The organism is Ruegeria sp. AJ12 (assembly GCF_056536245.1).
In genome coordinates, this window is record NZ_JBQFJJ010000001.1 from 860,166 (window position 1) to 884,390 (window position 24,225).

General features: G+C 59.6%; 22 protein-coding genes. 9 read left to right on the forward strand and 13 right to left on the reverse strand.

The window, feature by feature from the left end:
* Nucleotides 1–26: 26 nt before the first annotated feature.
* From ACR3E0_RS04330 to ACR3E0_RS04345, 4 genes are read right to left on the reverse strand one after another with little or no spacing between them, the layout of a single operon-like run.
* Nucleotides 27–611, reverse strand: coding sequence for a Crp/Fnr family transcriptional regulator (locus ACR3E0_RS04330; protein WP_480476521.1), 585 nt, complete (start codon nt 609–611; stop codon nt 27–29).
* Nucleotides 608–2,149, reverse strand: a complete 1,542-nt coding sequence (gene murJ, locus ACR3E0_RS04335; RefSeq protein ID WP_480476523.1) for a murein biosynthesis integral membrane protein MurJ — start codon at nt 2,147–2,149, stop codon at nt 608–610. Before murJ ends, ACR3E0_RS04330 begins: the two co-directional genes overlap by 4 nt.
* The gene (locus ACR3E0_RS04340) at nt 2,146–4,965 is read right to left on the reverse strand and encodes a [protein-PII] uridylyltransferase (RefSeq protein ID WP_480476525.1); all 2,820 of its coding nucleotides are present in this window, start codon (nt 4,963–4,965) and stop codon (nt 2,146–2,148) included. The genes murJ and ACR3E0_RS04340 overlap by 4 nt, the downstream gene beginning before the upstream one ends.
* Nucleotides 4,925–6,097 (reverse strand): penicillin-binding protein activator, encoded by a 1,173-nt coding sequence (locus ACR3E0_RS04345; protein WP_480476527.1) that lies wholly within the window; start codon nt 6,095–6,097, stop codon nt 4,925–4,927. Before ACR3E0_RS04345 ends, ACR3E0_RS04340 begins: the two co-directional genes overlap by 41 nt.
* Before the next feature lie 88 nt (nt 6,098–6,185).
* Here ACR3E0_RS04345 and rsmI point away from each other — a divergent pair, with 88 nt between their 5' ends.
* From rsmI to gshB, 3 genes are all read left to right on the forward strand, one after another.
* Nucleotides 6,186–7,043, forward strand: coding sequence for a 16S rRNA (cytidine(1402)-2'-O)-methyltransferase (rsmI, locus tag ACR3E0_RS04350; protein ID WP_480476529.1), 858 nt, complete (start codon nt 6,186–6,188; stop codon nt 7,041–7,043).
* Between the two features lies 1 nt (nt 7,044).
* Nucleotides 7,045–7,416 carry a YraN family protein gene (locus tag ACR3E0_RS04355; protein WP_480476531.1) on the forward strand — a complete coding sequence of 124 codons (372 nt, stop codon included), beginning with the start codon at nt 7,045–7,047 and terminating at the stop codon, nt 7,414–7,416.
* Nucleotides 7,417–7,477: 61 nt separating this feature from the next.
* The gene (gene gshB, locus ACR3E0_RS04360; RefSeq protein ID WP_480476533.1) at nt 7,478–8,410 is read left to right on the forward strand and encodes a glutathione synthase; all 933 of its coding nucleotides are present in this window, start codon (nt 7,478–7,480) and stop codon (nt 8,408–8,410) included.
* Here gshB and ACR3E0_RS04365 read toward each other — a convergent pair.
* From ACR3E0_RS04365 to cobU, 4 genes are read right to left on the reverse strand one after another with little or no spacing between them, the layout of a single operon-like run.
* Nucleotides 8,407–9,921, reverse strand: a complete 1,515-nt coding sequence (locus ACR3E0_RS04365; protein WP_480476535.1) for a YifB family Mg chelatase-like AAA ATPase — start codon at nt 9,919–9,921, stop codon at nt 8,407–8,409. The two genes, gshB and ACR3E0_RS04365, sit on opposite strands and share 4 nt — an antisense overlap.
* 47 nt (nt 9,922–9,968) lie before the next feature.
* Nucleotides 9,969–10,853, reverse strand: coding sequence for a glutathione S-transferase N-terminal domain-containing protein (locus ACR3E0_RS04370; RefSeq protein ID WP_480476537.1), 885 nt, complete (start codon nt 10,851–10,853; stop codon nt 9,969–9,971).
* Nucleotides 10,854–10,911: 58 nt separating this feature from the next.
* Complete coding sequence (locus ACR3E0_RS04375; RefSeq protein ID WP_480476539.1) at nt 10,912–11,490, reverse strand: histidine phosphatase family protein; 579 nt, start codon at nt 11,488–11,490, stop codon at nt 10,912–10,914.
* The gene (gene cobU / locus ACR3E0_RS04380) at nt 11,487–12,059 is read right to left on the reverse strand and encodes a bifunctional adenosylcobinamide kinase/adenosylcobinamide-phosphate guanylyltransferase (RefSeq protein ID WP_480476541.1); all 573 of its coding nucleotides are present in this window, start codon (nt 12,057–12,059) and stop codon (nt 11,487–11,489) included. The genes ACR3E0_RS04375 and cobU overlap by 4 nt, the downstream gene beginning before the upstream one ends.
* Before the next feature lie 50 nt (nt 12,060–12,109).
* On the opposite strand from cobU, the gene ACR3E0_RS04385 reads away from it, so the two are divergent.
* The 6 genes from ACR3E0_RS04385 (at nt 12,110) to ACR3E0_RS04410 (ending at nt 18,696) form a co-directional block, all read left to right on the forward strand.
* Nucleotides 12,110–12,988, forward strand: a complete 879-nt coding sequence (locus tag ACR3E0_RS04385; RefSeq protein ID WP_480476543.1) for an RNA polymerase factor sigma-32 — start codon at nt 12,110–12,112, stop codon at nt 12,986–12,988.
* Nucleotides 12,985–13,809 carry a ChaN family lipoprotein gene (locus ACR3E0_RS04390; RefSeq protein WP_480476545.1) on the forward strand — a complete coding sequence of 275 codons (825 nt, stop codon included), beginning with the start codon at nt 12,985–12,987 and terminating at the stop codon, nt 13,807–13,809. The genes ACR3E0_RS04385 and ACR3E0_RS04390 overlap by 4 nt, the downstream gene beginning before the upstream one ends.
* A gap of 63 nt (nt 13,810–13,872) precedes the next feature.
* A complete protein-coding gene (gene coaBC, locus ACR3E0_RS04395; RefSeq protein ID WP_480476547.1) occupies nt 13,873–15,069 on the forward strand; it encodes a bifunctional phosphopantothenoylcysteine decarboxylase/phosphopantothenate--cysteine ligase CoaBC in 1,197 nt (398 codons plus the stop codon).
* Between the two features lie 31 nt (nt 15,070–15,100).
* Complete coding sequence (gene dut / locus ACR3E0_RS04400; protein WP_480476549.1) at nt 15,101–15,556, forward strand: dUTP diphosphatase; 456 nt, start codon at nt 15,101–15,103, stop codon at nt 15,554–15,556.
* Complete coding sequence (locus tag ACR3E0_RS04405) at nt 15,556–16,605, forward strand: HesA/MoeB/ThiF family protein (RefSeq protein ID WP_480476551.1); 1,050 nt, start codon at nt 15,556–15,558, stop codon at nt 16,603–16,605. The genes dut and ACR3E0_RS04405 overlap by 1 nt, the downstream gene beginning before the upstream one ends.
* A 75-nt stretch (nt 16,606–16,680) precedes the next feature.
* Nucleotides 16,681–18,696, forward strand: a complete 2,016-nt coding sequence (locus tag ACR3E0_RS04410; RefSeq protein ID WP_480476553.1) for a M3 family metallopeptidase — start codon at nt 16,681–16,683, stop codon at nt 18,694–18,696.
* 12 nt (nt 18,697–18,708) lie between these two features.
* On the opposite strand, the gene ACR3E0_RS04415 is transcribed toward ACR3E0_RS04410, so the two are convergent.
* From ACR3E0_RS04415 to mreC, 5 genes are read right to left on the reverse strand one after another with little or no spacing between them, the layout of a single operon-like run.
* Nucleotides 18,709–19,641 (reverse strand): 2-hydroxyacid dehydrogenase, encoded by a 933-nt coding sequence (locus tag ACR3E0_RS04415; protein WP_480476555.1) that lies wholly within the window; start codon nt 19,639–19,641, stop codon nt 18,709–18,711.
* A 12-nt stretch (nt 19,642–19,653) separates the two neighbouring features.
* Nucleotides 19,654–20,793, reverse strand: a complete 1,140-nt coding sequence (gene rodA, locus ACR3E0_RS04420) for a rod shape-determining protein RodA (protein WP_480476557.1) — start codon at nt 20,791–20,793, stop codon at nt 19,654–19,656.
* On the reverse strand, nt 20,790–22,739 hold the full coding sequence (gene mrdA / locus ACR3E0_RS04425; RefSeq protein WP_480476559.1) for a penicillin-binding protein 2: 1,950 nt from the start codon (nt 22,737–22,739) through the stop codon (nt 20,790–20,792). The genes rodA and mrdA overlap by 4 nt, the downstream gene beginning before the upstream one ends.
* The gene (locus tag ACR3E0_RS04430) at nt 22,736–23,272 is read right to left on the reverse strand and encodes a rod shape-determining protein MreD (protein ID WP_480476561.1); all 537 of its coding nucleotides are present in this window, start codon (nt 23,270–23,272) and stop codon (nt 22,736–22,738) included. The genes mrdA and ACR3E0_RS04430 overlap by 4 nt, the downstream gene beginning before the upstream one ends.
* Nucleotides 23,265–24,167, reverse strand: a complete 903-nt coding sequence (gene mreC / locus ACR3E0_RS04435; RefSeq protein ID WP_480476563.1) for a rod shape-determining protein MreC — start codon at nt 24,165–24,167, stop codon at nt 23,265–23,267. The genes ACR3E0_RS04430 and mreC overlap by 8 nt, the downstream gene beginning before the upstream one ends.
* Nucleotides 24,168–24,225 lie beyond the last annotated feature (58 nt).

Sequence of the window (24,225 nt, forward strand, 5' to 3'; positions counted from 1 at the left end):
TTTTGGTGCACGGGTCGGTGACAATGTCACGCTTCACCTGCGGCAAGCTGTTGCAGCCCGTCACGGTCCAATAGGTGGACCTGACCGCGTGTTTGTGTAACCAGACCCTGGCGCGCAAACTCTGCCAACCTGCGGCTGACAAAGGCGCGCCCTGACGCGGTTTCAGTGGCCAGAGCGTCATGCGTGGCATATACGACCCCGCCCTTTGCCAGACGCAACAGAACGCGCGCAAGCCGGGTATCGAAACCGGTCAGCGCCACATCTTCGACCAACCTTTCAAAATCGGCAAAGCGTCGCGCGACCGCAGACAGAACCTCGGCCCTGAACGCGACATCCTCCGCCATGTTTTGGCGGAACGTGTCGTGCGGCAGGATCTCACCCACAAGATCTGTTTCCGCGAGTCCTTCGGCGGAATAGCTTTGACCTTCGGTCAGGCAGGCAAAAGTCTGCAGGCATACGTCCCCCGGACCCACACGGTACAGGACGACCTGCCGCCCGTTCGGCGCGGTCAGGCTGATGCGAACCGTTCCTTTGGACAGGCGTACGAAACCGGGGCATTCCTGTCCCGGGCGGAACAAAACTGTACCGGCGGGGCATTCAAGCCTGCTCATGAGCGGCGCAGCGCGCGTTTGAATTCGGAGACTTCGAACGCCCCGAAAACGTGTCCGAGAAAGAAGTAGGTCGCGGCCGCAACCTTGATCAGAATGATCAGTGCCAAATAGCGCCAACCGGCCATCTCAAAAACCCAGCCAAAGACGTGAATGGCCGTATACAGCACTATACCCATTCCCAGCGAGGCTGCGACGATCCGCCAGGCGCGGCGTTTGAACCGGTCGTCAAAGCGCGCCTCTTCCCCCAGTCGTCTGCCACCGATCGCCAGTAGCGCGACCATGACCCATCCTGCGGCCGATGCCGCAATCGCCGGTGCAATCCAACCCACAATTGGATAAAGGCCAAACGCAAGCCCGGCATTCACCGCCATGGCAACCAGCGCATAGTGGAACGGAGACCGGGTATTCTCGCGTGCAAAGAACAGAGGCTGCAACAATTTCTGCAGCATGAACGCAGGCAGACCGACGCCGTAAACAGCGACGGCGAGTGCCGTGGCGGTTGTATCTTCCGTGCTGAATTGCCCGCGTTCGAACAGGACCGAGACCAGCGGATTGGGAATGATGATAAACGCCACGGTCGACGGGATTGTCAGCAAAAGCGTGAATTCGCCGGCGCGGGAAAAGGCGTTACGTGCGCCTTCCCTGTCGTCCGCGCGCAAGCGTCGTGACAAATCCGGCAGCAGCACAATGCCCACGGCGATGCCAACCACCCCCAGAGGCAACTGATACAGGCGGTCTGCGGCAAACAGCCAGCTGACAGCTTTCTCGGTCTTTGATGCGACCAATTGCCCGACGACGAGATTGACCTGTGTGACGCCCATGGCCAGGGCGGCAGGGATCGCGATCCGCACCAAGTTGCGCATTTCCGGGCTCAGCCTTGGTTTGCCAGGGCGAATACGGATACCGGCCCGTTCCGTTGCAACCCAGACCAATGCCAATTGCGCTACGCCTGCAATCGGAATGACGGTGATCAGCCACCAGATCACCTCACCCCCGGACATGGCGCCGAAGATCAAGGCCGAACAGGCAAAGATGTTCAGCAGCACAGGCGCGGCAGCAGCAGCGGCAAAGCGCCCGGTGGCGTTCAGAACACCGGAAAACAGGGCCGCAAGCGACATGAACAGGATGTACGGGAAAACGACATAGCCATAGTCCACGGCCAGATCAAAGCGTTGATCGCCATAAAACCCCTCGGCCGTGAGCCAGACAAGACCGGGCATGAACACCATCGCCAGGCCGACCAGAGCCAGCACCGCAACGGCCAGCAGGTTGAAGGCATCCTGTGCAAAACCTCTGGCGTCTTCGTCGGCCTCCAGCCGCTTGGCGAACATAGGGACAAACGCGGCATTAAAGGCGCCTTCGGCAAAAAAGCGTCGGAACATGTTGGGCAGGCGAAACGCCGCAACAAAAGCGTCCATGACCGGGCCCGGCCCGATATAGGCGGTCAACAGGATTTCCCGCAAAAAGCCCAGAATGCGGCTGGTCAGGGTCCAGAACCCCACTGTGAACAGGCCCGAAAACAGTCGGATCTGTTTCATGACGCGGCGCGCTCCGCACCTTCGGTGATGGCCGTCCGCAGCTTGGTCTCAAGGCCGCGCTGTTTGCTTTCGGAATGGTATTTCAGACCAAACATGTCCTTGACGTAAAACGTATCGACAACTTGCTCGCCATAGGTCGCGATCACGGCATTGGCGATGTAGACATTTGCGGCCGCCAGCGTCCGGGTCAGATCATACAGAAGGCCGGGGCGGTCGCGTGTATCCACCTCGATGATCGTGTAAATCTCCGAGCCGTCATTATCAAAGGTGATGTGGGTTGGCACGTTGAACGCACGTTCGCGTTTCTTGATCTTGTCGCGGGACCTGAGCGCATCGCGCGCCACAACTTCACCCTTGAGTGTTTTGTGGATCATCTGCGTCAGGCGCGGCAGGCGAGAGGCCTCGAACGGATGACCCTCGGCATCCTGAATCCAGAAGGCATCCGTGACGTAACCATCCTTGGTCGTGTAGCTGCGCGCGTCCACAACGTTTGCGCCGACAAGCGCCAAGGCGCCGGCGATCCGCGCAAAAATGCCGGGGTGATCGCCCATGGCAAAGCAGGCGCGTGTGGCGTCCCGGTCTACGTCCGGGTGCAGCCGGATTTCCATCCCGCCGGGATCACCGCTGTGCTCAAGCGTCCGCAGCATTTCTGCGAACTCGATATGGGTCGCCAGGTTCAAGCCCTGCCAATAGGGGGCGTAGTGGCGGCCAGTTTCGGCCTTGAGGTCGCCCTTGGACCAGTTGTCCAATGCCGCGCGCAGGGCTTTCTTGGCTTCTGTACCGCGGTTGGCACGGTTCAGGTCTTCCATACCGGTTTCCAGCGCACGCTTGGTTTCTGCATGCAGAGCACGCAGCAGGGTGGCTTTCCAGTTGTTCCACGTGGTGGGGCCCACACCACGAATGTCACAGACCGTCAGAACCGTTAGCAGGTCGAGCCGTTTGACCGTCTGCACCGCCTTGGCGAAATCGCGCACCGTTCGTGGGTCTGAAATATCGCGTTTCTGGGCCATATCCGACATCAGCAGATGGTACCGAACCAACCACTCAACGGTTTCCGAATCTGATTTGTTCAGTCCCAATCTCGGCGCGACCTTGCGGGCGATCTGTGCACCCAGGATCGAGTGATCCTCGGGACGGCCCTTGGCGATGTCGTGCAAAAGCAGAGCGACATAAAGCACCTTGCGATTGACCCCACCCTTCAGGATTGACGACGCGAGTGGCAATGCCTCGATCAACTCTCCGCGCTCGATCTGGGCCAGGTTGACGATGCATTGGATCGTATGCTCGTCCACCGTATAGCTATGATACATATTGAACTGCATCATCGCCACGATGGGCTCGAATTCCGGCAAAAAGGCCGACAAAACGCCCAGTTCATTCATCCGGCGCAACGCGCGTTCAGGATTGCCGTGTTTCAGCATGAGATCGAGGAAGATACGTCGCGCTTCTTTGTCATTGCGCATCTCATCATCAATCAGGTTCAGGTTGGCCGTCACCAGGCGCATCGCATCCGGATGGATTAGCATTCCGGTGCGCAGACCTTCCTCGAACAGGCGCAGCAGGTTGAGCTTGTCCTCCAGAAACGTGGTGGGATCTGCGACGTCAAGGCGACCGTGCACCACAGTATAACCCGGCTTGACCTTCGGCCTTCGGCGGAAAATACGCTCCAGCAACGGAGCACCCTTCATATGTGACGCTTCCAGCTTGGTCAGGAATATCCGTGTCAGTTCACCGACGCTGGTGGCTTCGCGGAAATAGCGCTGCATGAACACTTCGACCGCCCGGCGCCCGGCGCGATCCTTGTAGCCCATACGGGCCGCGACCTCGACTTGCATGTCGAATGTCAGCTGTTCAGTCGCGCGCCCGGTCACCAGATGCAGATGAGAGCGCACGGCCCACAGAAAATCCTCGGCCTCGACAAAGGTCTTGAATTCGTCGGGCGTGAAGAGACCCAGCGGCACCAGTTCAGCAACGTCCTGAACGCCGTAGATGTATTTGGCGATCCAATACAGCGATTGCAGATCGCGCAGCCCCCCTTTGCCTTCCTTAACGTTGGGCTCGACCATATAGCGCTCACCCTGTTTGTGGTGACGCTCGTCCCGTTCCAGCAGTTTGGCTTCGATGAACTCGCGTTCACTGCCCTTGAAAAGGTTGGTATGAAGGCGTCGGTCCAACTCGCCTGCCAGTGCCTTGTCGCCAGCGAGGTAGCGTTGTTCCAGCATCGCCGTGCGGATGGTGAAATCGTCGGCACCCAGTCTCAGGCAATCTTTGATGGTCCGCGATGAGTGGCCGACCTTAAGGCGCAAATCCCAAAGGATATAGAGCATGGATTCAATCACGCTCTCGGCCCAGGCGGTTATCTTGTACGGAGTCAGGAACAGCAGGTCCACGTCCGACGAAGGCGCCATCTCCCCTCGACCGTACCCGCCAACGGCCAGTATCGCCATTCTTTCTCCCTGAGTGGGCGTGGCAAGCGGGTGGAGCCGCTGGCTGGATACCTGCATCGCTGTGCAGACCAGTTGATCCGTGAGGTAGGTGTAGGAATGGGTCAGCGGACGGGCATCGAAAGGGCGGACGGAAAAAGCATCCGATATCGCCTTTCGCCCGGCCTTTTGGGCATCGCGCAGGATGCGCACGGTTTCGGCGCGCAGGGATGTATTATCTGTGCTCTTTTCGAATATTTCCGACAGTTGAGCATTGACCCCGACGCTGTCGAAAATGTCTTCGGCTGGGCAGATCAACGCGCCGACGGGCGGTGCGATCTGACCGGGCCGATCAGAAACCGGCGCCAGAGAAGCTTTGTGGGGCAGGGTCAATCACAACCACCTGTTTGTTCTGGATCGTGGCAACGGCCAGACCGCGTTCGTTGGTGCCGTTCGGGCGCAGGCGGAAAATCCCTCCAACCCCTTGAAAACCGGCGTTTTGTGTCAGCGCAGCACCGGTCAGCGCGTCCGATTTTCCTTGACTGACCAAGGCTCCGATCGCCGCGATTCCGTCATAGGCCAGCCCACTGATCGGGTGCGGTGCTTCCCCGTAAGTCGCGTTGTATCTCTGCCGATAAGCCTGCGCTTTTGACGGATCGGGCAGGGCAAACCAACCGCCCTGAACGCCTGGCAACTCCAGCGTTTGCGGGGGGATGTCCCAGCGTGTCAGGCCGATGAACTGTGTGGTTGTCTGTGACACGCCCGCTTCGGGCAGCAATTGGGTATAGAGCGGCAGTGCTCCGGCCGTGGTCGCGGTCAGGAAAATCGAATCCGCGCCGGTCGAATCCACCGTGGCCTTGATGGTCGGAACTGAATTGATCACGCCCTGCTGCGAGCGGTCATAGCCGACCGATCCTGCATTGTTGACGCGGCTGCTGCCCAGTGCATTGGCAATTGCTGTTTGCCCCAATTGTCCGGCGGCGTCGTTGCTGTGCACGATGACCATGCCGGTTTTGCCTTGCCCACCCGCATAGTTGACCAGCCGATTTGCGGTGTTCTGGAAGGTCGGGCCCAGAACAAAAACGTTGCCGCCAGCAATGCTCGTGTTGTTCGAAAAGGACAGGACGTTGACGCCGTTGTTGAGAACCGCAAGGCCTGCGGCATTGGCGGCCTGTGCGTAAACCGGGCCGATGATGATCTTTGCGCCATCCGAAACGGCCTGCTGCGCCACTGTCGAGGCGGTGCCCGCATTGCCAGCCGTGTCGTAAACCCGCAGATCGATCTGCACGTTCTGCAGGTCTGACATTGCAAGTCGGGCCGCGTTTTCAAGGCTTTGCGCCAGCGCCGCGTCGCCTGCCTGCCCTGATCCGCGTGGAACCAGCAGCGCCACGGGAACCGGCTTGGACGTGTTGATCGACGGCCCGCCACCGATTGCGCCGGGTTCACAAGCGGCCAGAAATGCCGCAGTGGCCAGGGCAGCGGCGGCTTTCGCCAGCTTGCTTACGGGCTTGCAAACGGTAAACATCTAAATGAAAACTCCCTGATCCGGCGGCTGAGTATGCTTCTGTTCTGTCGAGCCGCGATAATAGACGTCACGCTGTGAGGGTCCAGCTTTGAATTTCCAAAAGACCAGATTGGCGGCGGGCCTGTACTTTGTTGCAACTCCGATCGGGACCGCGCGCGACATCACGCTGAGGGCGCTGGATGTGCTTGCCTCGGCCGATGTTATCGCCGCCGAAGACACGCGCAGCCTGCGACGTTTGATGGAGATTCACGGTGTTCCGTTGGAAGGGCGACGTATTCAGGCCTATCACGACCACAGTCGCGCCGGCGCCCGCAGCAAAATCCTTGACGCATTGGATCAGGGTCAGTCCGTCGCCTATGCGTCCGAGGCCGGAATGCCGTTGATTGCCGATCCGGGCTATGATCTCGGTCGCATGGCGGCAGAAGCGGGGCATTTGGTGACCTGCGCACCAGGACCGTCGGCAGCGTTGGTTGCGTTGACGCTGGCCGGATTGCCGACCGATGCGTTCTTTTTTGCCGGCTTCCTGCCCAATGCGTCGGGTGCACGGCGCAGCCGGATCAAGGCGTTACGTAACATTCCGGGCACACTTGTACTTTACGAGTCGCCCAAGCGCGTTGCGAGCAGTTTGACGGATCTGGCGGATGTTCTGGGCGCGGATCGACAGGCCGCCTTGTGCAGGGAACTGACCAAGAAATTCGAAGAAATTCGACGCGGGACGTTGGGTGAACTGGTTGACGCTTACCGTGAAAAAGCGGTGAAAGGCGAAATCGTTCTGCTTGTGGACCGCAGCCATTCGCAAAGCGTTAACCAGTCTGACGTAGAAGATGCTCTGAAAAAAGCTCTGGAAACACATTCGGTTCGGGACGCGGCTGATCTGGTGTCGGAAATGTACAATCTGCCTCGCCGTCCGATTTATCAGACGGCTCTGAAACTTGGAAAGGGATGATATGGCGACGCGGTCCGGTCGCGGCTCGGTTTCTTTTCATGCGGGACAGGCTGCGGAATTGCAGGTCGCAGCGGATTATGAACGGCGCGGCTATTCCATCGCGCATCATCGTTGGCGTGGGAAAGGCGGCGAAATCGACCTGATCGCGCGCGACTTCGATGGGCTGGTGTTCATCGAAGTCAAGAAAAGCACCAGTTTTAAGCTGGCTGCGGCCCGGATCACCCGCCGACAATCAGCGCGGATTTTTGCTGCTGCAGCGCAGTTTCTGGAAAACGAACCGGGTGGGCAACTTACGAACGTGCGTTTTGATGCAGCACTCGTCGACGGCTCAGGCGCTGTTCAAATTATCGAAAATGCCTTTGGACATTTTTGACGGCCATTGATCCTCTCGACCGGCTGGGCCATGTATCTGGCGTAAAGTTGAGGGACACGCCATGAAAATAGCCTTTCAGATGGACCCGATTGGGGCCGTAGATATCAACGCCGACAGCTCTTTCCGTCTGGCGGAAGAGGCACAGAAGCGTGGGCATCAATTGTTTTTCTACGAGCCGGACCATCTCGCCTATCAGGAAGGCCGAGTCACAGCACGCGGACATGATATGCAGGTTCAACGGGTTCCCAATGAACCGGCGCTTCTGGGGCCTGTGCGAGAGGTAGATCTGTCGGGTTTTGATGTCGTCTGGCTGCGCCAGGACCCTCCGTTTGACATGCACTACATCACGTCGACCCATCTGCTGGACCGGCTCAGGGGGCAGACGCTGGTCGTGAATGATCCGTTCTGGGTGCGGAACTACCCCGAAAAACTGCTTGTTCTCGACTTTCCGGATCTGACGCCGCCGACGACAATTGCCAGGGATTTGCAGACGATCAAAGCATTCAAGGACAAACACGGCGACATCATACTGAAGCCTCTGTACGGCAACGGCGGTGCGGGTGTGTTCCGGCTGGATGCTGACGACCGAAACCTGTCCTCACTGCATGAACTGTTCACTGGGTTTTCGCGAGAGCCGCTTATTGCACAGAAGTTTTTGCCCGATGTTCGAAACGGGGACAAACGCGTCATCCTCGTGGACGGCGAGGCAGTTGGCGCGATCAATCGCATTCCGGCCGAGGGTGAAACGCGATCCAACATGCATGTTGGCGGGCGACCGGAAAAAATCGGTCTGACGGACCGGGATCTGGAAATCTGCCAGGCTATTGGGCCTCTTCTGAGGGAAAAAGGACAGGTATTCGTCGGAATTGACGTCATTGGGGATTATCTGACGGAAATCAACGTGACCTCTCCAACAGGCATCCAGGAACTGGAGCGTTTCAACGGCGTTAACGTGGCCGAAAAAATCTGGGAAGCCATTGAATCCAAGCTTTAGGCCAGAACCCTGGCGCTGATGCGAAAACTCAGCGCCTCGGCAACATGCGGTTTGCGGACGGTCGTGGCGCCTTCAAGGTCGGCTATTGTACGGGCCACGCGCAGGATGCGGTGAAAAGCGCGGGCCGACAATCCGAACCGATCCGCCGCTTTCAGCAGCAGCTCTTTTCCTTCCGTATCCGGCGCGGCGATGTCCTCAAGCAGTTCGCCTTCGACATCCGCGTTCTGGCGGATTGAAGGCACCTCACTGTATCTCTCTGTCTGAATGGCCCGGGCTTGTTCGACACGGGCGGCAACCACCGCCGTGCTGTCGCCAGAGGGTGGCAGGTCGAGATCGGTAAAGCCCACCGGCGGGACCTCGATCCGCAGATCGAACCGGTCCATCAAGGGTCCTGAAATCCGCCCAAGGTAGTCGTCGCCGCAACCCGGCGCGCGCGAGCATGCCCGGGACGGATCGGTCAGGTATCCACATTTGCAAGGGTTGGCTGCTGCAACCAGCATGAAACGGCACGGGTATTTTACATGCGCGTTTGCCCGGGCCACCATGACTTCGCCGGTTTCGATGGGCTGGCGCAGGGTTTCCAGCACGGTTCGCGGAAACTCGGGGAATTCGTCCATGAACAGAACACCGTTATGGGCCAGGGAAATCTCACCAGGTTTGGCACCTTTACCGCCTCCGACGATCGCTGCCATCGACGCTGTGTGGTGCGGCTCGCGAAACGGGCGTGCACGGCTGATGCCGCCTTCGTCCAGCAATCCGCACAGGGATTGGATCATCGAGGTTTCAAGGGCCTCGACGGGTGTCAAAGGGGGCAAGATACCGGGCAGACGTGCCGCCAACATGGATTTTCCGGATCCCGGCGTGCCGATCATGATCAGGTGGTGCCGTCCGGCTGCCGCAATCTCCAGCGCGCGCTTGGCGCGTTCCTGACCTTTCACGTCACGCAGATCGCGGGTGCTTTGCGCCAGATTCACTTCGCCCGGTTTGGCGGCGGCCAAAGGGGTCTGACCTGAGAAATGACGCACAACGTCGCCCAGCGTGTCCGCCCCGATCACCTGGGTCGCATCCACCCACGCGGCCTCGGCGCTTGATCCACGCGGGCAAAGCAAAGAACGATCCTCGGCAGCGGCTGTCATGGCGGCCGGCAAAGCGCCGACAACGGGTACCAGAGAGCCATCCAGTGAAAGCTCGCCTAGGGCAACGGTGCTTTCCGCAGCGTCCGAGGGAATGATCTCCAAAGCTGAAAGCAACGCAACGGCGATGGGCAGATCGAAATGGCTGCCTTCCTTTGGCAGATCAGCCGGTGACAGGTTGATCGTGATCCGCTTGGACGGCAATGCAATGGTCATGGCGCTCAGGGCGCTGCGTACGCGATCCCGGGCTTCGGACACCGCTTTGTCGGGCAGACCCACGATGGAAAAGGCAGGCAGTCCGGGGGTGACGGCGCACTGCACCTCAACCGGGCGGGCATCGACCCCTTGAAAGGCAACGGTGTGGGCACGGGCAACCATGGCAATCCTGTTGTTGGTTAACAGGACGTTGCTGCCATGGTTGCGGTTTAAGATTGGTTAACGGCGTTGATCATGGCGGCGAATTTTGGCCAGGCCTCGGGGTCCGCTACCGTCTTGTCGCGGCAAACCGGGTTGCAAAATCCCCAGACTTTGCCATCAAGTTCCAGAAAGTCGCTCACAGGTTTGCCGGAATAGGGGCACTTTGTGTTGACGGATGGACCGCTCTCCACAGCTTTGGCGGTTGAGGTCCCACCTACCGGCCATGGAGCAGACGGCAAAGCCTGAGGATAGGGAAACGGATCATACCGAACGGTCATCGCCATCGCGCGCCACTGACGGACTGACACATCCGATAGCAACTGCAGACAGTAGGCGCGATTGGCCTCGGACACAGCCAAGCCATAACCAATAATCCGTGCGGCGACGGGGGTGTAAAAGACATCCGCCAATGAATAGGTGCCAAAAAGGGGACCTGATGCGGCACCCGAGATGTTCCTGGCATGGGCCCATAGCGTCTCGATTCGTTCAAGATCGGCTTGTGTGTCTGCCGAGGGCGCAAACCCCTCCCAACACTGCAGCAACTGCATCGGGCATTCCCCGCGTAGCGCATTGAAACCGGCGACCATCTCGGCGCAGAGCCAGCGTGCGGTCGCTCTGGCAGCTGCGTCCAGAGGCCATAATCCGGCTTCGGGGTGGCGTTCGGCCAGGGTCTCGGCCATGGCCAGGCTTTCGCCGACAACCGTGCCCTCCGGCAACCGCAATGCCGGAACAAGCCGGGCCGGGGACAACGGTTCCATATCCTTAGCCATAGTCCCGGAATACAGGCCAATCATATGGCTGCGATAGGGCAGGCCAAACTTTTCCAGCATCAGCCAGCCACGCAGTGACCAACTGGAAAACAGGCGGTCACCGATATACAGATCATAAGTCATCTCTGAACGATGACGCAGGTTTCAGCCCGGGTAAAACAGTGATTTGTGCGCTGTGTGTTCACGGACAGTGATTGATTTTGCCAACGGACCATGCGCGCCCGTCATGGACAATTTCGGTGACGGAAAGATTGTCGATCCGGTGCGCGAAGGCCTGTTGCGCATCCAGGTCCAGCGCCCGCTGAACCTGTGTCAGGATCACGCCGAAATGAGCGACGATGACCAGAGTCTCGCCGCGGTGATCTGAGATCAACCCGTCGACGGCGGCGTCCACCCGTGCGCGCACGTCATTCCAACTCTCGCCTTGGGGCGGCCGCACGTCGCCGGGATTGTCCCAATAGGCAAATGCAAGCTCGGGGTCTTCGGCTTCGATCTCGGCGAAGCGTCGCAGCTCCCAGTTTCCAAAGTTGATTTCGCGAAGCGCGGGATGGTGCGGCAGGCGCCGACGCGCGCCCTGTATCGCAGACGCCGTGTCAATCGCGCGTGACAAATCCGATGAGACAAGGATCGCTTCGGATGGGATATGGTTGTGCAGCCTTTCGATTGCAGCGCGGTCGCTCAGATCAGCTGGCAGATCGGACCAACCGACCATGGTTTTGGCATGGGTGGGACCGTGTCTGATCAGATGTAATCGGGTCACGGCAGATTGCCTTTCAGAACCAGCGGCAATCCGGCAATGACTTGCACAACCAGATCAGCCTGGGCGGCCAAGGCGATGTTCAAACGTCCCTGCGCCTCACGAAAGCGGCGAGCCAGAGCATTGTCGGGGACGATTCCGTGGCCCACTTCGTTTGAAACGACAACAATTTGAGCCGGAGAGGACCGCAAGGCGTTGAGCAGCGCGTTCTGAGCGTCTTCCAGATTGCTGTCCGCAATCATGTGATTGCTCAGCCACATTGTGGCGCAGTCGATCAGGCACACATGATCCGGCGTCAGACTGGACAGAGAGGGAGCGAGATCCAGTGGAGCCTCGATCGTTTCCCAGTCAAACCCCCGCTGCGACACGTGGCGCTCAATTTTTGTGCGCATCTCGTCATCAAAAATTTGTGAAGTCGCGAGGTAAACTCGGTTTTTCCCTGTTGAAACAACCAGTTGTTCCGCAAAGGCCGACTTTCCCGACGCCGCCCCGCCTAAGACAAAGGTTAAATCGGGATGCAACTTTCTTACCTTTCTGGTGATCCACTTGGTTTTGCACTGCGTATCGACCATAGGTCGGCAAGGCAAGCCCGGCCCGCGCCTGCGAAAAAGGGGAGAGTTTCATGGCACTTGACAACGCGTCCGACTTTTCGATGTCCCGGCAAGCGATGAAAGCCGAGCTTCTGGACGCGGAGACCGAATTGAAGCTGGCCTACGCCTGGCGCGATGACCGGGATGAGAAGGCGCTTCACCGTCTAATAACGGCGTATATGCGTCTGGCGATTTCCATGGCCGCGAAATTCAAACGTTACGGCGCGCCGATGAATGATTTGATTCAGGAGGCTGGGTTGGGTCTGATGAAGGCCGCGGACAAGTTCGACCCGGATCGCGGCGTGCGGTTTTCGACCTACGCAGTCTGGTGGATCAAGGCGAGCATTCAGGACTACGTGATGCGCAATTGGTCGATGGTTCGCACCGGGTCCACATCGTCGCAGAAATCGCTCTTTTTTAACATGCGCCGCGTGCAGGCTCGACTGGAGCGCGAAGCCGCAACCGAAGGTCTGGAACTGGATCGCCATCAGTTGCATCAGATGATTGCCACGGAAATCGGCGTACCGCTGCGCGACGTCGAAATGATGGAGGGTCGGCTTTCGGGATCTGACTTTTCCCTCAATGCGGTTCAGTCTGCGGACGAGGATGGCCGCGAGTGGATTGATGCGCTGGAAGATGATCGAGAACAGGCCGCCGAAACCGTGGAACATACCCACGACACAGAGCAGTTGCGCGAATGGTTGCTGACCGCGATGCGCGCGCTGAATGATCGCGAAAGATTTATCGTGCGGGAACGCAAGCTGCGAGAGCCGGCGCGGACCCTGGAAAGCCTGGGGGACGAGCTGGGATTGTCCAAGGAACGTGTGCGTCAGCTTGAGGCTGCGGCCTTTGTAAAAATGCGCAAGAACCTTGAAGGTCAATCGCGCGAGGTGCAACACTTCATCGCATGAAAAAACTTGCGATTCTGCTGTGCGCACTTACGGTTACGCTCGGTCTGGCCAGACCCGGACTGAGCGAAGATATGATCCCGGAAGATGTGATTGCGTCGATGCAATCCGCCGACGTGGTGATCCTGGGTGAAGTTCACGACAACCCGCGTCACCATCTGGTCCAGACGGATGCCGTATCAGCCATAGATCCATCAGCAATGGTCTGGGAAATGGTCACCGAGGAGGGCGCGCAACGTCTTGCGCAAAAGGCCGTGTCCAACCCTGAAGAACTGGCTGCCATCTTGCGTTGGGCCGAATCCGGCTGGCCGCCGCTCAGCATGTATTACCCCGTGTTTCAGGCATCCGATGCGCCGGTCTATGGCGCCATGGTGCCGCGCACAGCGGCGCGCGCCGCAATGGAACGAGGCGCCGCCACGGCTCTGGGTGCGGATGCGGCCCGGTTCGGGTTGACGGTGCCTCTACCGTCGGCAGAACAGGCTGCGCGCGAGGCGGATCAACTGGCGGCTCACTGCAATGCAATCCCCGCCGAGGCGCTGCCGCAGCTGGTTGCGATTCAACGCCTGCGGGACGCAGTTCTGGCCCGGTCGATATTGCGGGCCATCGATGAAACCGGTGGGCCGGTCGCTGTCATCACCGGCAATGGTCATGCGCGCAAGGACCGCGGTGTTCCGACATTCCTGTCGCGCCTGCGTCCGGGATTGAAAGTGTTCGTACTTGGCCAATCCGAGGACGGTATCGTGAACGGAGAGTTTGACGCGGTGATTGATAGCCCGACTGTTGAGCGCGAAGACCCCTGCAAGGCTTTTGAGACACAGAATTAATCGCTGGAACAACCGGGTGGCGTTGCCTAATGTCAGGACCGACCGGGACCGGAAAGGGTGAGCATGCTGGCATCCAAACGCATTCTGCTGATCATTGGCGGAGGGATTGCGGCCTATAAGTCGCTGGATTTGATCCGGCGGCTCAAGGAACGCGGGGCCTCGGTGACACCCGTTCTGACCCGCGCCGCCGAAGAGTTTGTGACGCCCCTGTCGGTGTCTGCTCTGGCCGGAGACAAGGTATACCGGGACCTGTTCGATCTGACGGACGAGGCCGAGATGGGGCATATTCAACTGTCCCGATCCGCCGATCTGATCGTCGTGGCCCCGGCAACGGCCGACATGATGGGCAAGATGGCCGGCGGGCTGGCAAATGATCTTGCCTCGACCCTTCTAATGGCAACGGATACGCCGGTTTTGTGCGCACCTGCCATGAATGTACGCATGTGGGACCATCCTGCCACCCAGCGCAATCTGGCCCAGTTGCAGGCAGACGGGGTGCGGTTCGTGGGCCCTAACGAAGGGGATATGGCCTGCGGAGAATATGGCCCGGGCCGGATGTCGGAACCCCTGGAAATTGTTGCGGCCATCGAAGCCCATCTGGCGGATGGCCCGCTGAGCGGAAAACGCATTCTGGTTACGTCGGGCCCGACGCATGAACCGATCGATCCCGTGCGCTACATTGCGAACCGTTCGTCCGGTGCGCAGGGTACGGCGGTGGCCCGTGCCTTGTCCGCGCTGGGCGCCGATGTGGTCTTTGTCACCGGCCCGGCGGACGTGCCCGCGCCGGATGGCGTTCAGGTCGTTCATGTTGAAACGGCGCAGCAAATGTCGGACGCGGTGCAGGTTGCATTGCCAGTTGACGCTGCTGTGTTTGCCGCCGCTGTGGCGGATTGGCGCGTGGCGTCAGCCTCGGACCGCAAGCTGAAGAAAAGCCAGGACGGTTTGCCTGTGCTGGAATTCGCCGAGAACCCGGACATCCTTAGACACGTGTCAAACTTCGGATCGGGGCGGCCAGAACTCGTGGTGGGATTTGCAGCGGAAACGCATGACGTCGTTGCAAACGCAACCGCCAAACGAAAGCGTAAGGGATGCGACTGGATTGTGGCCAACGATGTCAGCCCGTCGACAGGCATCATGGGTGGCTCGGAAAACGCGGTCATTCTGATCTCGGATGACGGTGCCGAGGAATGGCCGCGCATGACCAAGGACATGGTCGCGGACCGGCTGGCGCAGAAGATTGCTGCGGCGTTGGCCGGTTGAACCAGCGGTCTACGAGACGAAGGATGTTGCGATGGTTGCAATCCGTGTGATCCGCGAAGCGGGGGCTGACGACTCGGTGGCCTTGCCAAGCTACGAAACCGCCGAAGCGGCGGGTGCGGATGTGCGCGCCAACTTGCCCGGTGGAAAGCCGATTTCTCTTGAACCGGGTCAGCGGGTGTTGGTGCCAACGGGGTTACGGATCGAAATCCCGCCGGGGTACGAGGTACAGGTTCGGCCCCGTTCAGGTTTGGCATTGAAACACGGGATTACGTTGCCGAATACGCCGGGTACCATCGACAGCGACTATCGCGGGCCTCTGGGCGTGATCCTGATGAACGCGGGCCAGGAACGGTTCGAGATTGCCCACGGGGACCGCATCGCACAGCTTGTCGTCGCACCGGTTGTGCAGGCGGTGTTCCAACCGGTCGAGGCGCTGGGCGCAACGGACCGTGGCGAAGGTGGATTTGGCTCCACCGGGCAGGGCTGATGCTGCTGGTTCTGATCCTTGCCGCAGGCCTGTGGGGGATCGGGTATCTGGCGGGCGTGACACGCTCGGCCCGCATGGTTTCGGTCGGAGTTCTGCTAATGGGGGTCCTCACGGCACAGCTGATCCTGCCCGCAGGACATCCGCTGCGCGAGGCGACGGGTGGGTCTGCGGCGATGTGGCTGATCCTGGCCGGTTTCGCGGCGCTGGTTTTGGTGTATGGCAGGGTGCTGAAAGCACTGCGCAACCGTGCAGAACCTGCTGCAGACAAGGAACGCCCGATGCCATCTGACCGCTTCAGCGAAACCGAACTGGAACGATACGCCCGTCACATCGTCCTGCGCGAACTGGGCGGTCCGGGACAAAAAAGGCTCAAGCAGGCGCGCGTGCTCGTCATTGGTGCCGGCGGGCTCGGTGCGCCGGCTCTGCAGTACCTGGCCGCCGCCGGCGTTGGAACAATTGGTGTCATAGATGACGATGTGGTTGAAAACGCCAATCTGCAACGGCAGGTGATCCACCGCGATGCGGATATCGGCATGCCAAAGGTCTTTTCAGCTCAACAGGCAATGGAGGCGCAGAACCCCAGTATCGTCGTCTTGCCGTATCATCGCCGCCTCAACGAGGACATTGCGGCTGATCTGATCGGGGATTTTGACCTGATCCTGGATGGAACCGACAATTTCGACACCCGCTATCTGGCCAATCGAACCGCTGTCGCCCTCGGGAAGCCGCTGATTTCTGGCGCCCTGTCTCAATGGGAAGGACAATTGAGCGTCTTCGACCCCGCCAACGGTGCCCCGTGCTATCAATGCATCTTTCCCGATGCACCCGCCGCCGGACTGGCCCCGTCCTGTGCCGAGGCCGGGGTGATCGGGCCTTTGCCGGGGGTGGTCGGCTCGATGATGGCCGTTGAGGCGATCAAGGTGATTTCGGGCGCCGGGGAAACTTTGCGCGGCGAGATGTTGATTTATGACGCGCTCTACGGCGAAAGCCGCAAGATCACCCTGTCCCGCCGCGCTGACTGTCCGGTCTGCGGCGGCGTCGCAGGCTAACCTTTCGACAAATCGGCGGATCGCTCTGGATCGTCCGAGCAAGCTTGCCTAGCTATAGGGTCAAAGGAGACCTGTATGACCAACCCGATCCTGTCCGACTGGAACACCCCATTTGAAATCGCACCTTTTGGCGAGATATCGGACGATGATTTCGCGCCTGCTCTGGATCAGGCGATGCAGGCCCATAACGCGCAGATCGATGCGATTGCCGTGAACACCGAGCCCGCCAGTTTCGCCAACACGATTGAAGCTTTGGAAGCTGCAGGGGAGCAGATGGACAAGGTTCTGTCGGTCTTTTTCACTGTCGCCGGGGCGGACAGCAACCCGAAACGGGAAGAGCTTCAGCGCGCGTTCTCACCCAAACTGTCGGCGCATTATTCAGGCATATCCTCGAACAAGACGCTGTTCCGGCGGGTGGCCGATCTGTGGGATCGGCGGGACAGTCTGAACCTAAACGAGGAGCAGGCCCGCGTTCTGATGTTGACACATCGAGGGTTCGTGCGCGCGGGCGCGGCCTTGCAGGGTGATGCCGATGACAGGATGCAAGCCATCAAATCCCGGCTTGCGTCGCTGGGAACGGCCTTCACCCAGAACCTGTTAGCCGATGAACGCGACTGGTTCATGGACCTGACAGATGAGGATCTGCAGGGCCTGCCGGACTTTGTCACGGATGCCGCACGCGCAGCGGGGCAGGAAAAGGGCACAGAGGGACCGGTTGTTACCCTTTCCCGATCCCTGATCGTGCCTTTCCTTCAGTTTTCGCCCAGGCGCGATTTGCGGGAAAAGGCCTATCGGGCCTGGGCGGCGCGCGGGGCGAACGGGGGCGCGACGGACAATCGGGATATCGCGGCCGAAATCCTGACTTTGCGCGAGGAACGGGCCAAACTGTTGGGATATGACAGCTTTGCCGACTTCAAACTCGAAACCGAAATGGCGCGGACGCCCGATCGGGTGCGCGAGTTGTTGATGCAGGTCTGGGACCCCGCCAGAACACGTGCGGATGCCGACGCTGAAATCCTGACGCAGATGATGCAGGCGGATGGCATCAACGGCCCACTTGAGGCCTGGGATTGGCGCTACTACGCCGAGAAACGGCGCAAGGCCGAGCATGATCTCGATGAAGCGGCGTTGAAGCCGTATCTGCAGCTGGACCGTATGATTGAGGCCAGTTTTGCCTGTGCGAACCGCCTGTTCGGGTTGGAATTCGCTCCGCTTGACATCCCTCTCTACCACCCCGATTGCCGCGCGTGGGAAGTGACACGGAACGGTCGGCATGTGGCGGTGTTCATCGGAGATTACTTTGCACGCGGTTCAAAACGCTCGGGCGCGTGGTGCAGTGCAATGCGCGCGCAGGCCAAGTTCCCTCAGGAACAGGCTCCGGTCGTTGTCAATGTCTGTAATTTCGCCAAGGGCGATCCGGCCTTGCTGTCATATGACGACGCGCGCACCCTGTTTCATGAATTTGGTCACGCGTTGCACCAGATGCTGTCCAATGTGACCTATGAGAGCATATCCGGCACCAGCGTCGCGCGGGATTTCGTCGAACTGCCCAGCCAGCTTTATGAGCACTGGTTGGAAGTACCCGAGGTTCTGGCCGAGTTCGCAACCCATGCTGAAACCGGCGAACCGATGCCACAGGACATGCTGGACAAGGTTCTCAAAGCAGCCAATTTCGATCAGGGTTTTCAGACGGTCGAATATGTGGCGTCGGCATTGGTCGATCTGGCGTTTCACGACGGGAACGCGCCTGCGGATCCGATGGAAAAGCAAGCCGGCATCCTGTCCGAAATCGGAATGCCTCGTGCCATTGGAATGCGCCACGCGACGCCGCATTTTGCGCATGTGTTTGCGGGCGATGGCTACAGCGCGGGTTACTACAGCTATATGTGGTCCGAGGTCATGGACGCTGATGCCTTTGCCGCCTTTGAAGAGGCCGGAGGCGCATTTGATCCCGAGCGTGCCAAGGCATTAGAGGACAATATCTTGTCCACCGGGGGATCAAGGGAGGCGGAAGACCTTTACCTTGCATTTAGGGGCCGTTTGCCCGGCGTTGAGGCTTTGCTCAAAGGACGCGGCCTGATCGCTGCGTGAACGTTGAACAGCTCAATAGCCCAGTTGACGATCAACCAGATGCAAGAATGGCTCGCCCGCTTCGCCGCGCCGGATGTTTTCGCAGATGACCTGCGCGGCTGTGACCGGACGAGTTTCCGACGCGATATGTGGTGTCACCGTCACGTTGGGATGCGCCCAATAGGGATGCTGTGGGGGCAAGGGTTCCGTCCGAAACACATCCAGTGTGGCGTGGCCGACCTGACCGGAATTCAGCGCCTCCAGTAATGCATCGTCGTCAATCAACGGGCCTCGGCCCGGATTGATGATCCGGGCGCCACGCGGGAGCAACGCCAAAGTTTCGGCGTTCAGCGTGTTTTCGGTTGCGGGTGTATCGGGCAGAAGCAAGACGACGATGTCCGCCTTGGACAAGGCTTCGCGCAAGCCATCGCTGCCGTGCAGACAGGTGACGCCAGGCACCTCCTTGGGTGTGCGGCTCCACCCGGTGACCTGAAAATTCAACGTGGCCAAAGCTTTGGCAGCGGCTTGGCCCAATGCTCCCAACCCCAGCACGCAAACTCGGCGCTGCGTGGCAAGGGGCGGGGCATCGGGTGTCCAGACGCCATTCTGATGCTTGATGTGCCTGTCCATCTCAAGGTGGTACCGCAGCACATGTCCAACCACCCATTCCGTCATGCCCTGCGTCAGCCCATGATCCACCATCCGTGCCAGCGGGACGGTCAGGGTGGCGTTGTCCGCGATGCTTTCCACCCCGGCCCACAGGCTCAAAACAGCTTTGAGGCGTGAATACGGAGTAAAATCCAGCAATCCCCCGTTTGGGGCGTAGACAACATAGTCCACTTGGCCCGGTTCAAACTCCGTTCCAAGACGATAATCCAGCCCGGCATCGCCTAAGCCCTGCGACAACAGCGGCTGATACACTGGCCACAACTCAGGGCGCGCGGAAAACAGAACATTCACGGGCATGTGGGTTTCCTATCAACGGGGGCGGTGGATATGGGCGCTTTGAACGATACCGAACGCGGCCATCAGGACCAGCATGGCCGACCCGCCATAGCTGACCATCGGCAGCGGCACGCCGACGACCGGGGCCAGCCCCATCACCATCGACATGTTGACCGCAAAGAACAGAAAGAAGTTCAGCGAGATGCCGAGTGTGACCAACGAGGAAAACCTGTCCTTAGTGGCCAGCGCCGTCACCAGACAGAAAACCAGGATCAGCGTGTACAGCACCAGCAGGGTGATGCCGCCAACAAATCCGAACTCTTCGGCCAGGGTGGTGAAAATGAAATCGGTGTGTTTCTCGGGCAGGAAGTTGAGCCGGGACTGTGTGCCTTGCATGAACCCGCGCCCGTTCCAGCCGCCGGATCCCAGAGCGATCTTGGACTGCGTGATGTGATAGCCCGCGCCCAACGGATCGGTTGATGGATCCAGGAACGTGTCGATGCGCCTGAACTGGTAGTCTTTGAGCAGTTGCCATTCGGTGCCGCGGCTGTTGAACACCGTTGCAACCAGCCCAACGCCCGCCGCAATGACTGCGGCAAAATACGCCCAGTGAACGCCCGCCAGAAACATCAACCCGCCACCGGCCGCCAGCAAAAGGATCGAGGTCCCAAGATCGGGTTGGCGCAAAACCATATAAGTTGGGATCAGAATCAGGATGACCGGAAGGATCACCCATAGCGGCCGGGAGGTTTTGTGTGACGGCAGCCAGTCGTAATAAGCTGCCAGCAACATCACCAGCGTCACCTTCATCACTTCTGAAGGTTGCAGGCGCATGAAACCCAGGTCGATCCAGCGCTGCGCACCCATGCCGACGGTTCCGAACAACTCGACAACCACCAACAAACCAATCGACCCCAGATAGGCCACAACCGACATGTTTCGCCAAAACCAGATCGGCACGAGTGCCACGATGAACATCACGATGAGGCCCAGACCAAATCGCTCTGCCTGTGGTTCTGCCCAGGGAAACCAAGAACCGCCTGCCACCGAATACAGCATCAGGAACCCGGCACAGGCCGTACTGATCAGCAACAGCGTCAGGGGCCAGTTCATGTACAGAAATTTGCGGACTCCTGATGGCGTAGATTTGACGGCGTATTCGAGATAGCTCATGCGCGATCCTTGTCGTCAGGGCGCGCTTTGGGGCGTCGATCGCCCTCGAGCCTCTTTTGCTGTTCCTTGATGCGGTCGCGGTCGGCGACCGGATACGCTTCAAGCGGCGGGGTGCCTTTGTAGAGCGCCTGCAACATGATATCCCGCGCAACCGGGGCCGCGGCTTTTGATCCGCCGCCGCCATGTTCCACCACTACGGCAATGGCGTATTTCGGATTATCATAGGGTGCAAAGCTGACGAACAGCGCGTGATCGCGCCTTTCCCATGGCAGGTCTTCGTTCCGGATCACCCCAGCGGCCCGTTCGGCCTTGGTGATGTTGCGGACCTGGCTGGTGCCGGTTTTGCCCGCCATTCGGAAGTCTTCGGCGATAATCCGGCTGCGGTAGGCTGTGCCGCGCCTGTCGTTCGACACCGCCCACATCGCCTCGCGAATGTAGCGAAGGTTGGTGGGACTGATCGCCAGTGGGTCGCCTGCGCCCGAGGCTTGTTCTACTCCGTTGATGGATCGCACCAAGCGGGGGGAGACGGTACGGCCGGTGGCGATCCGTGCGGTCATCACCGCCAACTGCATCGGCGAGGCGAGCATGAAGCCCTGACCGATTGATGCGTTGGCAGTATCGCCAATTAGCCATTCCTCACCATGCACGCGCCGTTTCCATTCCTGATTGGGGGCTAACCCGGCGCGAACGGCAGACATCGGAATGTCATGCTTGATCCCCAAACCAAGGATGTTGGACATCTCGGATATTTTGTCGATCCCGACCTTAATCGCGACGTCATAGTAGTACACATCGCAGCTGCGTTTCAGAGACGTGTTGAGATCCACCATACCATGACCGCCACGCTTCCAGCAGTGGAAGCGACGGCTGCCGACTTTCAGGTGACCGGGGCAATAGACAGTGTTGCCGGGACCTATCACACCGGCCTCAAGCGCCGCCAGTGCAGTGACCATCTTAAAGGTTGAACCTGGCGGGTAGGTGCCCTGGACGGTTTTGTTGGCCAGCGGCCGATATTTGTCCTGCGTCAGGAACTGGTAGTCTGCGACTGAGATGCCGCGAACGAACAGGTTGGGGTCGAAACTTGGGGCCGATGCCATTGCGCGCAGATCGCCCGTTTCGCAGTCCATTACAACGGCGGCGGCACTTTCTCCGGCCAGCCGGGCCTGCGCGTATTGCTGCAGGTCGGCATCGATGGACAATTGCAGGTCGGACCCTGCCTCGCCTTCCTGCCGGTCCAATTCGCGCATGACACGGCCCGTGGCATTTACCTCGACCCGTTTTGCTCCGGCCTTGCCGCGCAGGGCAGCTTCCTGCTTGGCCTCAAGCCCGACCTTTCCGATCTGGAACCGCGGGATGCGCAAAACCGGCTCGGGGTCCTGAATCTGGCTGAGATCGTAGTCGCTGACCGGTCCGACATAACCGACAATATGGGCGAAATCCTCATAGCGCGGGTATTGCCGCGTCAGCCCAACCTCGGGTGTAACACCGGGCAGGGCCGGCGCGTTCACTGCGACTTTGGAGATATCTTCCCATGTCACCTGATCGGCGAGGGTCACAGGCAGAAACGGGGCCGAACGGCGCATTTCTGAGCGGGCGCGTTCAATCTCATCTTCGTTTAGCGGGATCAGGTCGGAAAGCTTGGCAATGACCTTGTCGATGTCGCCGGCATCCTCGCGCACGATCACGATGCGGTAAGATGGCGAGTTTTGACCGATAACCTGTCCGTTCCGATCATAGATCCGGCCCCGTGTCGGAGGGATAAGCCGGATGTTGATGCGGTTTTCCTCTGCCAGCAGGCGATACTGATCCGCCTGTTCGACCTGCATGAACCGCATTCGCGCGGCTAGGCCACCGATGAACGCCGCCTGCAGTCCACCCAGCACCAGCGCCCGACGCGGAAGACGTTTATAGGCCAATCCTTGCGATTTGGTTTTGCGCTGTTTCATGCCCGTGCTCCGGTTGCACTGGTATTTGCGACGGAGGCGCGGCGGACGCCAAATACGCTCTGGCTCAGCACGACAACGACCGGGTAGGCCACAATTGTCAGCACCATCTGAATTACCACAGGTGCCAGTGCAGTTTGCTCGACCGAAAGGACGGACAGGATAACCCTGTTTGCCAAAAAGATCACGGTGATGACCGCCGCAACAGAGGTCCATTCCCCGATAAAACCGGTGTCCCGCATGCTCAGCACGGATGAGCGCAGATAGACCGAGCCCATCAAAACCAGAGCCGCCAACAACCCCGGCGGTCTTTGCAGCAGGAGGTCAGCCATCAGCATGACGGCTGCGACGATCAGAGGTGGAACATACTCAGGCCGACGAAGGACCCAAGCAAAAGTCAGCGCGATGAGAAAATCGGGAAATGGCCATCGATCCGGCTGCGTGTCCAGTGGCAACAGATGAAGAAACAAAACCAGAAATGCCAGTAAGACATACAGACCGCACATGGCCCATCTATGCGAGGTGGGTCTATCCATCGCTCGCTTCCTCTGGTGACAGGGCAGCCTCGGGGCGCGGCGGCCCAACGATCCCGCCAGGATCGCGTATGGGAGGTGCGGAATTGAACCGTAGAACACGAAGGAATTCCAATCGCTCAAAATCCGCAGACAGACGCACGCGCAGCCTGCCACCGGGATCAACCGAGATTTGGCCGATCAAAAGGCCAGCCGGGAAAACACCGCCATCGCCGGATGTGATCACGCGGTCGCCGGGGCGGACGAGTTCGCGGTTCTCCAGAAACTCCACTGCGGGGGCCGGGGTGTTATCCCCGGTGATAAGCGCGGTTTGACCGGATGGCTGAATGGTGGCTGGAATAGCGCTGGACGCGTCCGTCATCAGAATGACCCGCGCGGTGTCCGGCCCGACACCCGAGATACGGCCAACCAGTCCAATGCCGTCCATTGTGGCCCATCCGTCGACGATCCCGTCACGCTCGCCCACATTCAAAAGCACCGATTGTCGGAACGGTGACCCACTGTCAGCCATGACGACGCCGGTGATATAGGTCAGGCGGGGATCAAGGCGCACATTGTTCAGATCCAACAGCCGGGCGTTTTCCTGTTCCAGCTGCAGTGCGGCTTCTTTCCAGGCTCGCATCAGGCGCAATTCACTGCGCAACTCCTGGTTCTGCTCGCTCAACCTTTGATAGCTCTGAAAGTCACGCACCAGATTAACCATTCCGGTCCCTGGCACCATCGCCCATTCCATCGAAGGCACGACTGCATCCACAACCTGTGCGCGGAACCGTTCTACGCGGGGGCTGTCAATGCGCCAGACCAGAAAGATACCCAGCAGACACAATACAAGAGTCCCCAAGAGCAATCTGCGCAGGGGGGTTGTGTATTCATCGCGCTGTGATCGGTCTTTTGCCACAGGACTCCTTCCCGTGCTGCTCGCGCCCGATATACTACCCTCGGATCAGAGGGTGCGC

Excerpts from the sequence above, each read along its gene's own strand:
- ACR3E0_RS04330 (WP_480476521.1), bottom strand. The coding sequence starts at position 611 with ATGAGCAGGCTTGAATGCCCCGCCGGTACAGTTTTGTTCCGCCCGGGA.
- murJ (WP_480476523.1), bottom strand. The coding sequence starts at position 2,149 with ATGAAACAGATCCGACTGTTTTCGGGCCTGTTCACAGTGGGGTTCTGG.
- ACR3E0_RS04345 (WP_480476527.1), bottom strand. The coding sequence starts at position 6,097 with ATGTTTACCGTTTGCAAGCCCGTAAGCAAGCTGGCGAAAGCCGCCGCT.
- ACR3E0_RS04355 (WP_480476531.1), top strand. The coding sequence starts at position 7,045 with ATGGCGACGCGGTCCGGTCGCGGCTCGGTTTCTTTTCATGCGGGACAG.
- gshB (WP_480476533.1), top strand. The coding sequence starts at position 7,478 with ATGAAAATAGCCTTTCAGATGGACCCGATTGGGGCCGTAGATATCAAC.
- ACR3E0_RS04365 (WP_480476535.1), bottom strand. The coding sequence starts at position 9,921 with ATGGTTGCCCGTGCCCACACCGTTGCCTTTCAAGGGGTCGATGCCCGC.
- ACR3E0_RS04370 (WP_480476537.1), bottom strand. The coding sequence starts at position 10,853 with ATGACTTATGATCTGTATATCGGTGACCGCCTGTTTTCCAGTTGGTCA.
- cobU (WP_480476541.1), bottom strand. The coding sequence starts at position 12,059 with ATGGTCGATACGCAGTGCAAAACCAAGTGGATCACCAGAAAGGTAAGA.
- ACR3E0_RS04385 (WP_480476543.1), top strand. The coding sequence starts at position 12,110 with ATGGCACTTGACAACGCGTCCGACTTTTCGATGTCCCGGCAAGCGATG.
- ACR3E0_RS04390 (WP_480476545.1), top strand. The coding sequence starts at position 12,985 with ATGAAAAAACTTGCGATTCTGCTGTGCGCACTTACGGTTACGCTCGGT.
- coaBC (WP_480476547.1), top strand. The coding sequence starts at position 13,873 with ATGCTGGCATCCAAACGCATTCTGCTGATCATTGGCGGAGGGATTGCG.
- dut (WP_480476549.1), top strand. The coding sequence starts at position 15,101 with ATGGTTGCAATCCGTGTGATCCGCGAAGCGGGGGCTGACGACTCGGTG.
- ACR3E0_RS04405 (WP_480476551.1), top strand. The coding sequence starts at position 15,556 with ATGCTGCTGGTTCTGATCCTTGCCGCAGGCCTGTGGGGGATCGGGTAT.
- ACR3E0_RS04410 (WP_480476553.1), top strand. The coding sequence starts at position 16,681 with ATGACCAACCCGATCCTGTCCGACTGGAACACCCCATTTGAAATCGCA.
- ACR3E0_RS04415 (WP_480476555.1), bottom strand. The coding sequence starts at position 19,641 with ATGCCCGTGAATGTTCTGTTTTCCGCGCGCCCTGAGTTGTGGCCAGTG.
- rodA (WP_480476557.1), bottom strand. The coding sequence starts at position 20,793 with ATGAGCTATCTCGAATACGCCGTCAAATCTACGCCATCAGGAGTCCGC.
- mrdA (WP_480476559.1), bottom strand. The coding sequence starts at position 22,739 with ATGAAACAGCGCAAAACCAAATCGCAAGGATTGGCCTATAAACGTCTT.
- ACR3E0_RS04430 (WP_480476561.1), bottom strand. The coding sequence starts at position 23,272 with ATGGATAGACCCACCTCGCATAGATGGGCCATGTGCGGTCTGTATGTC.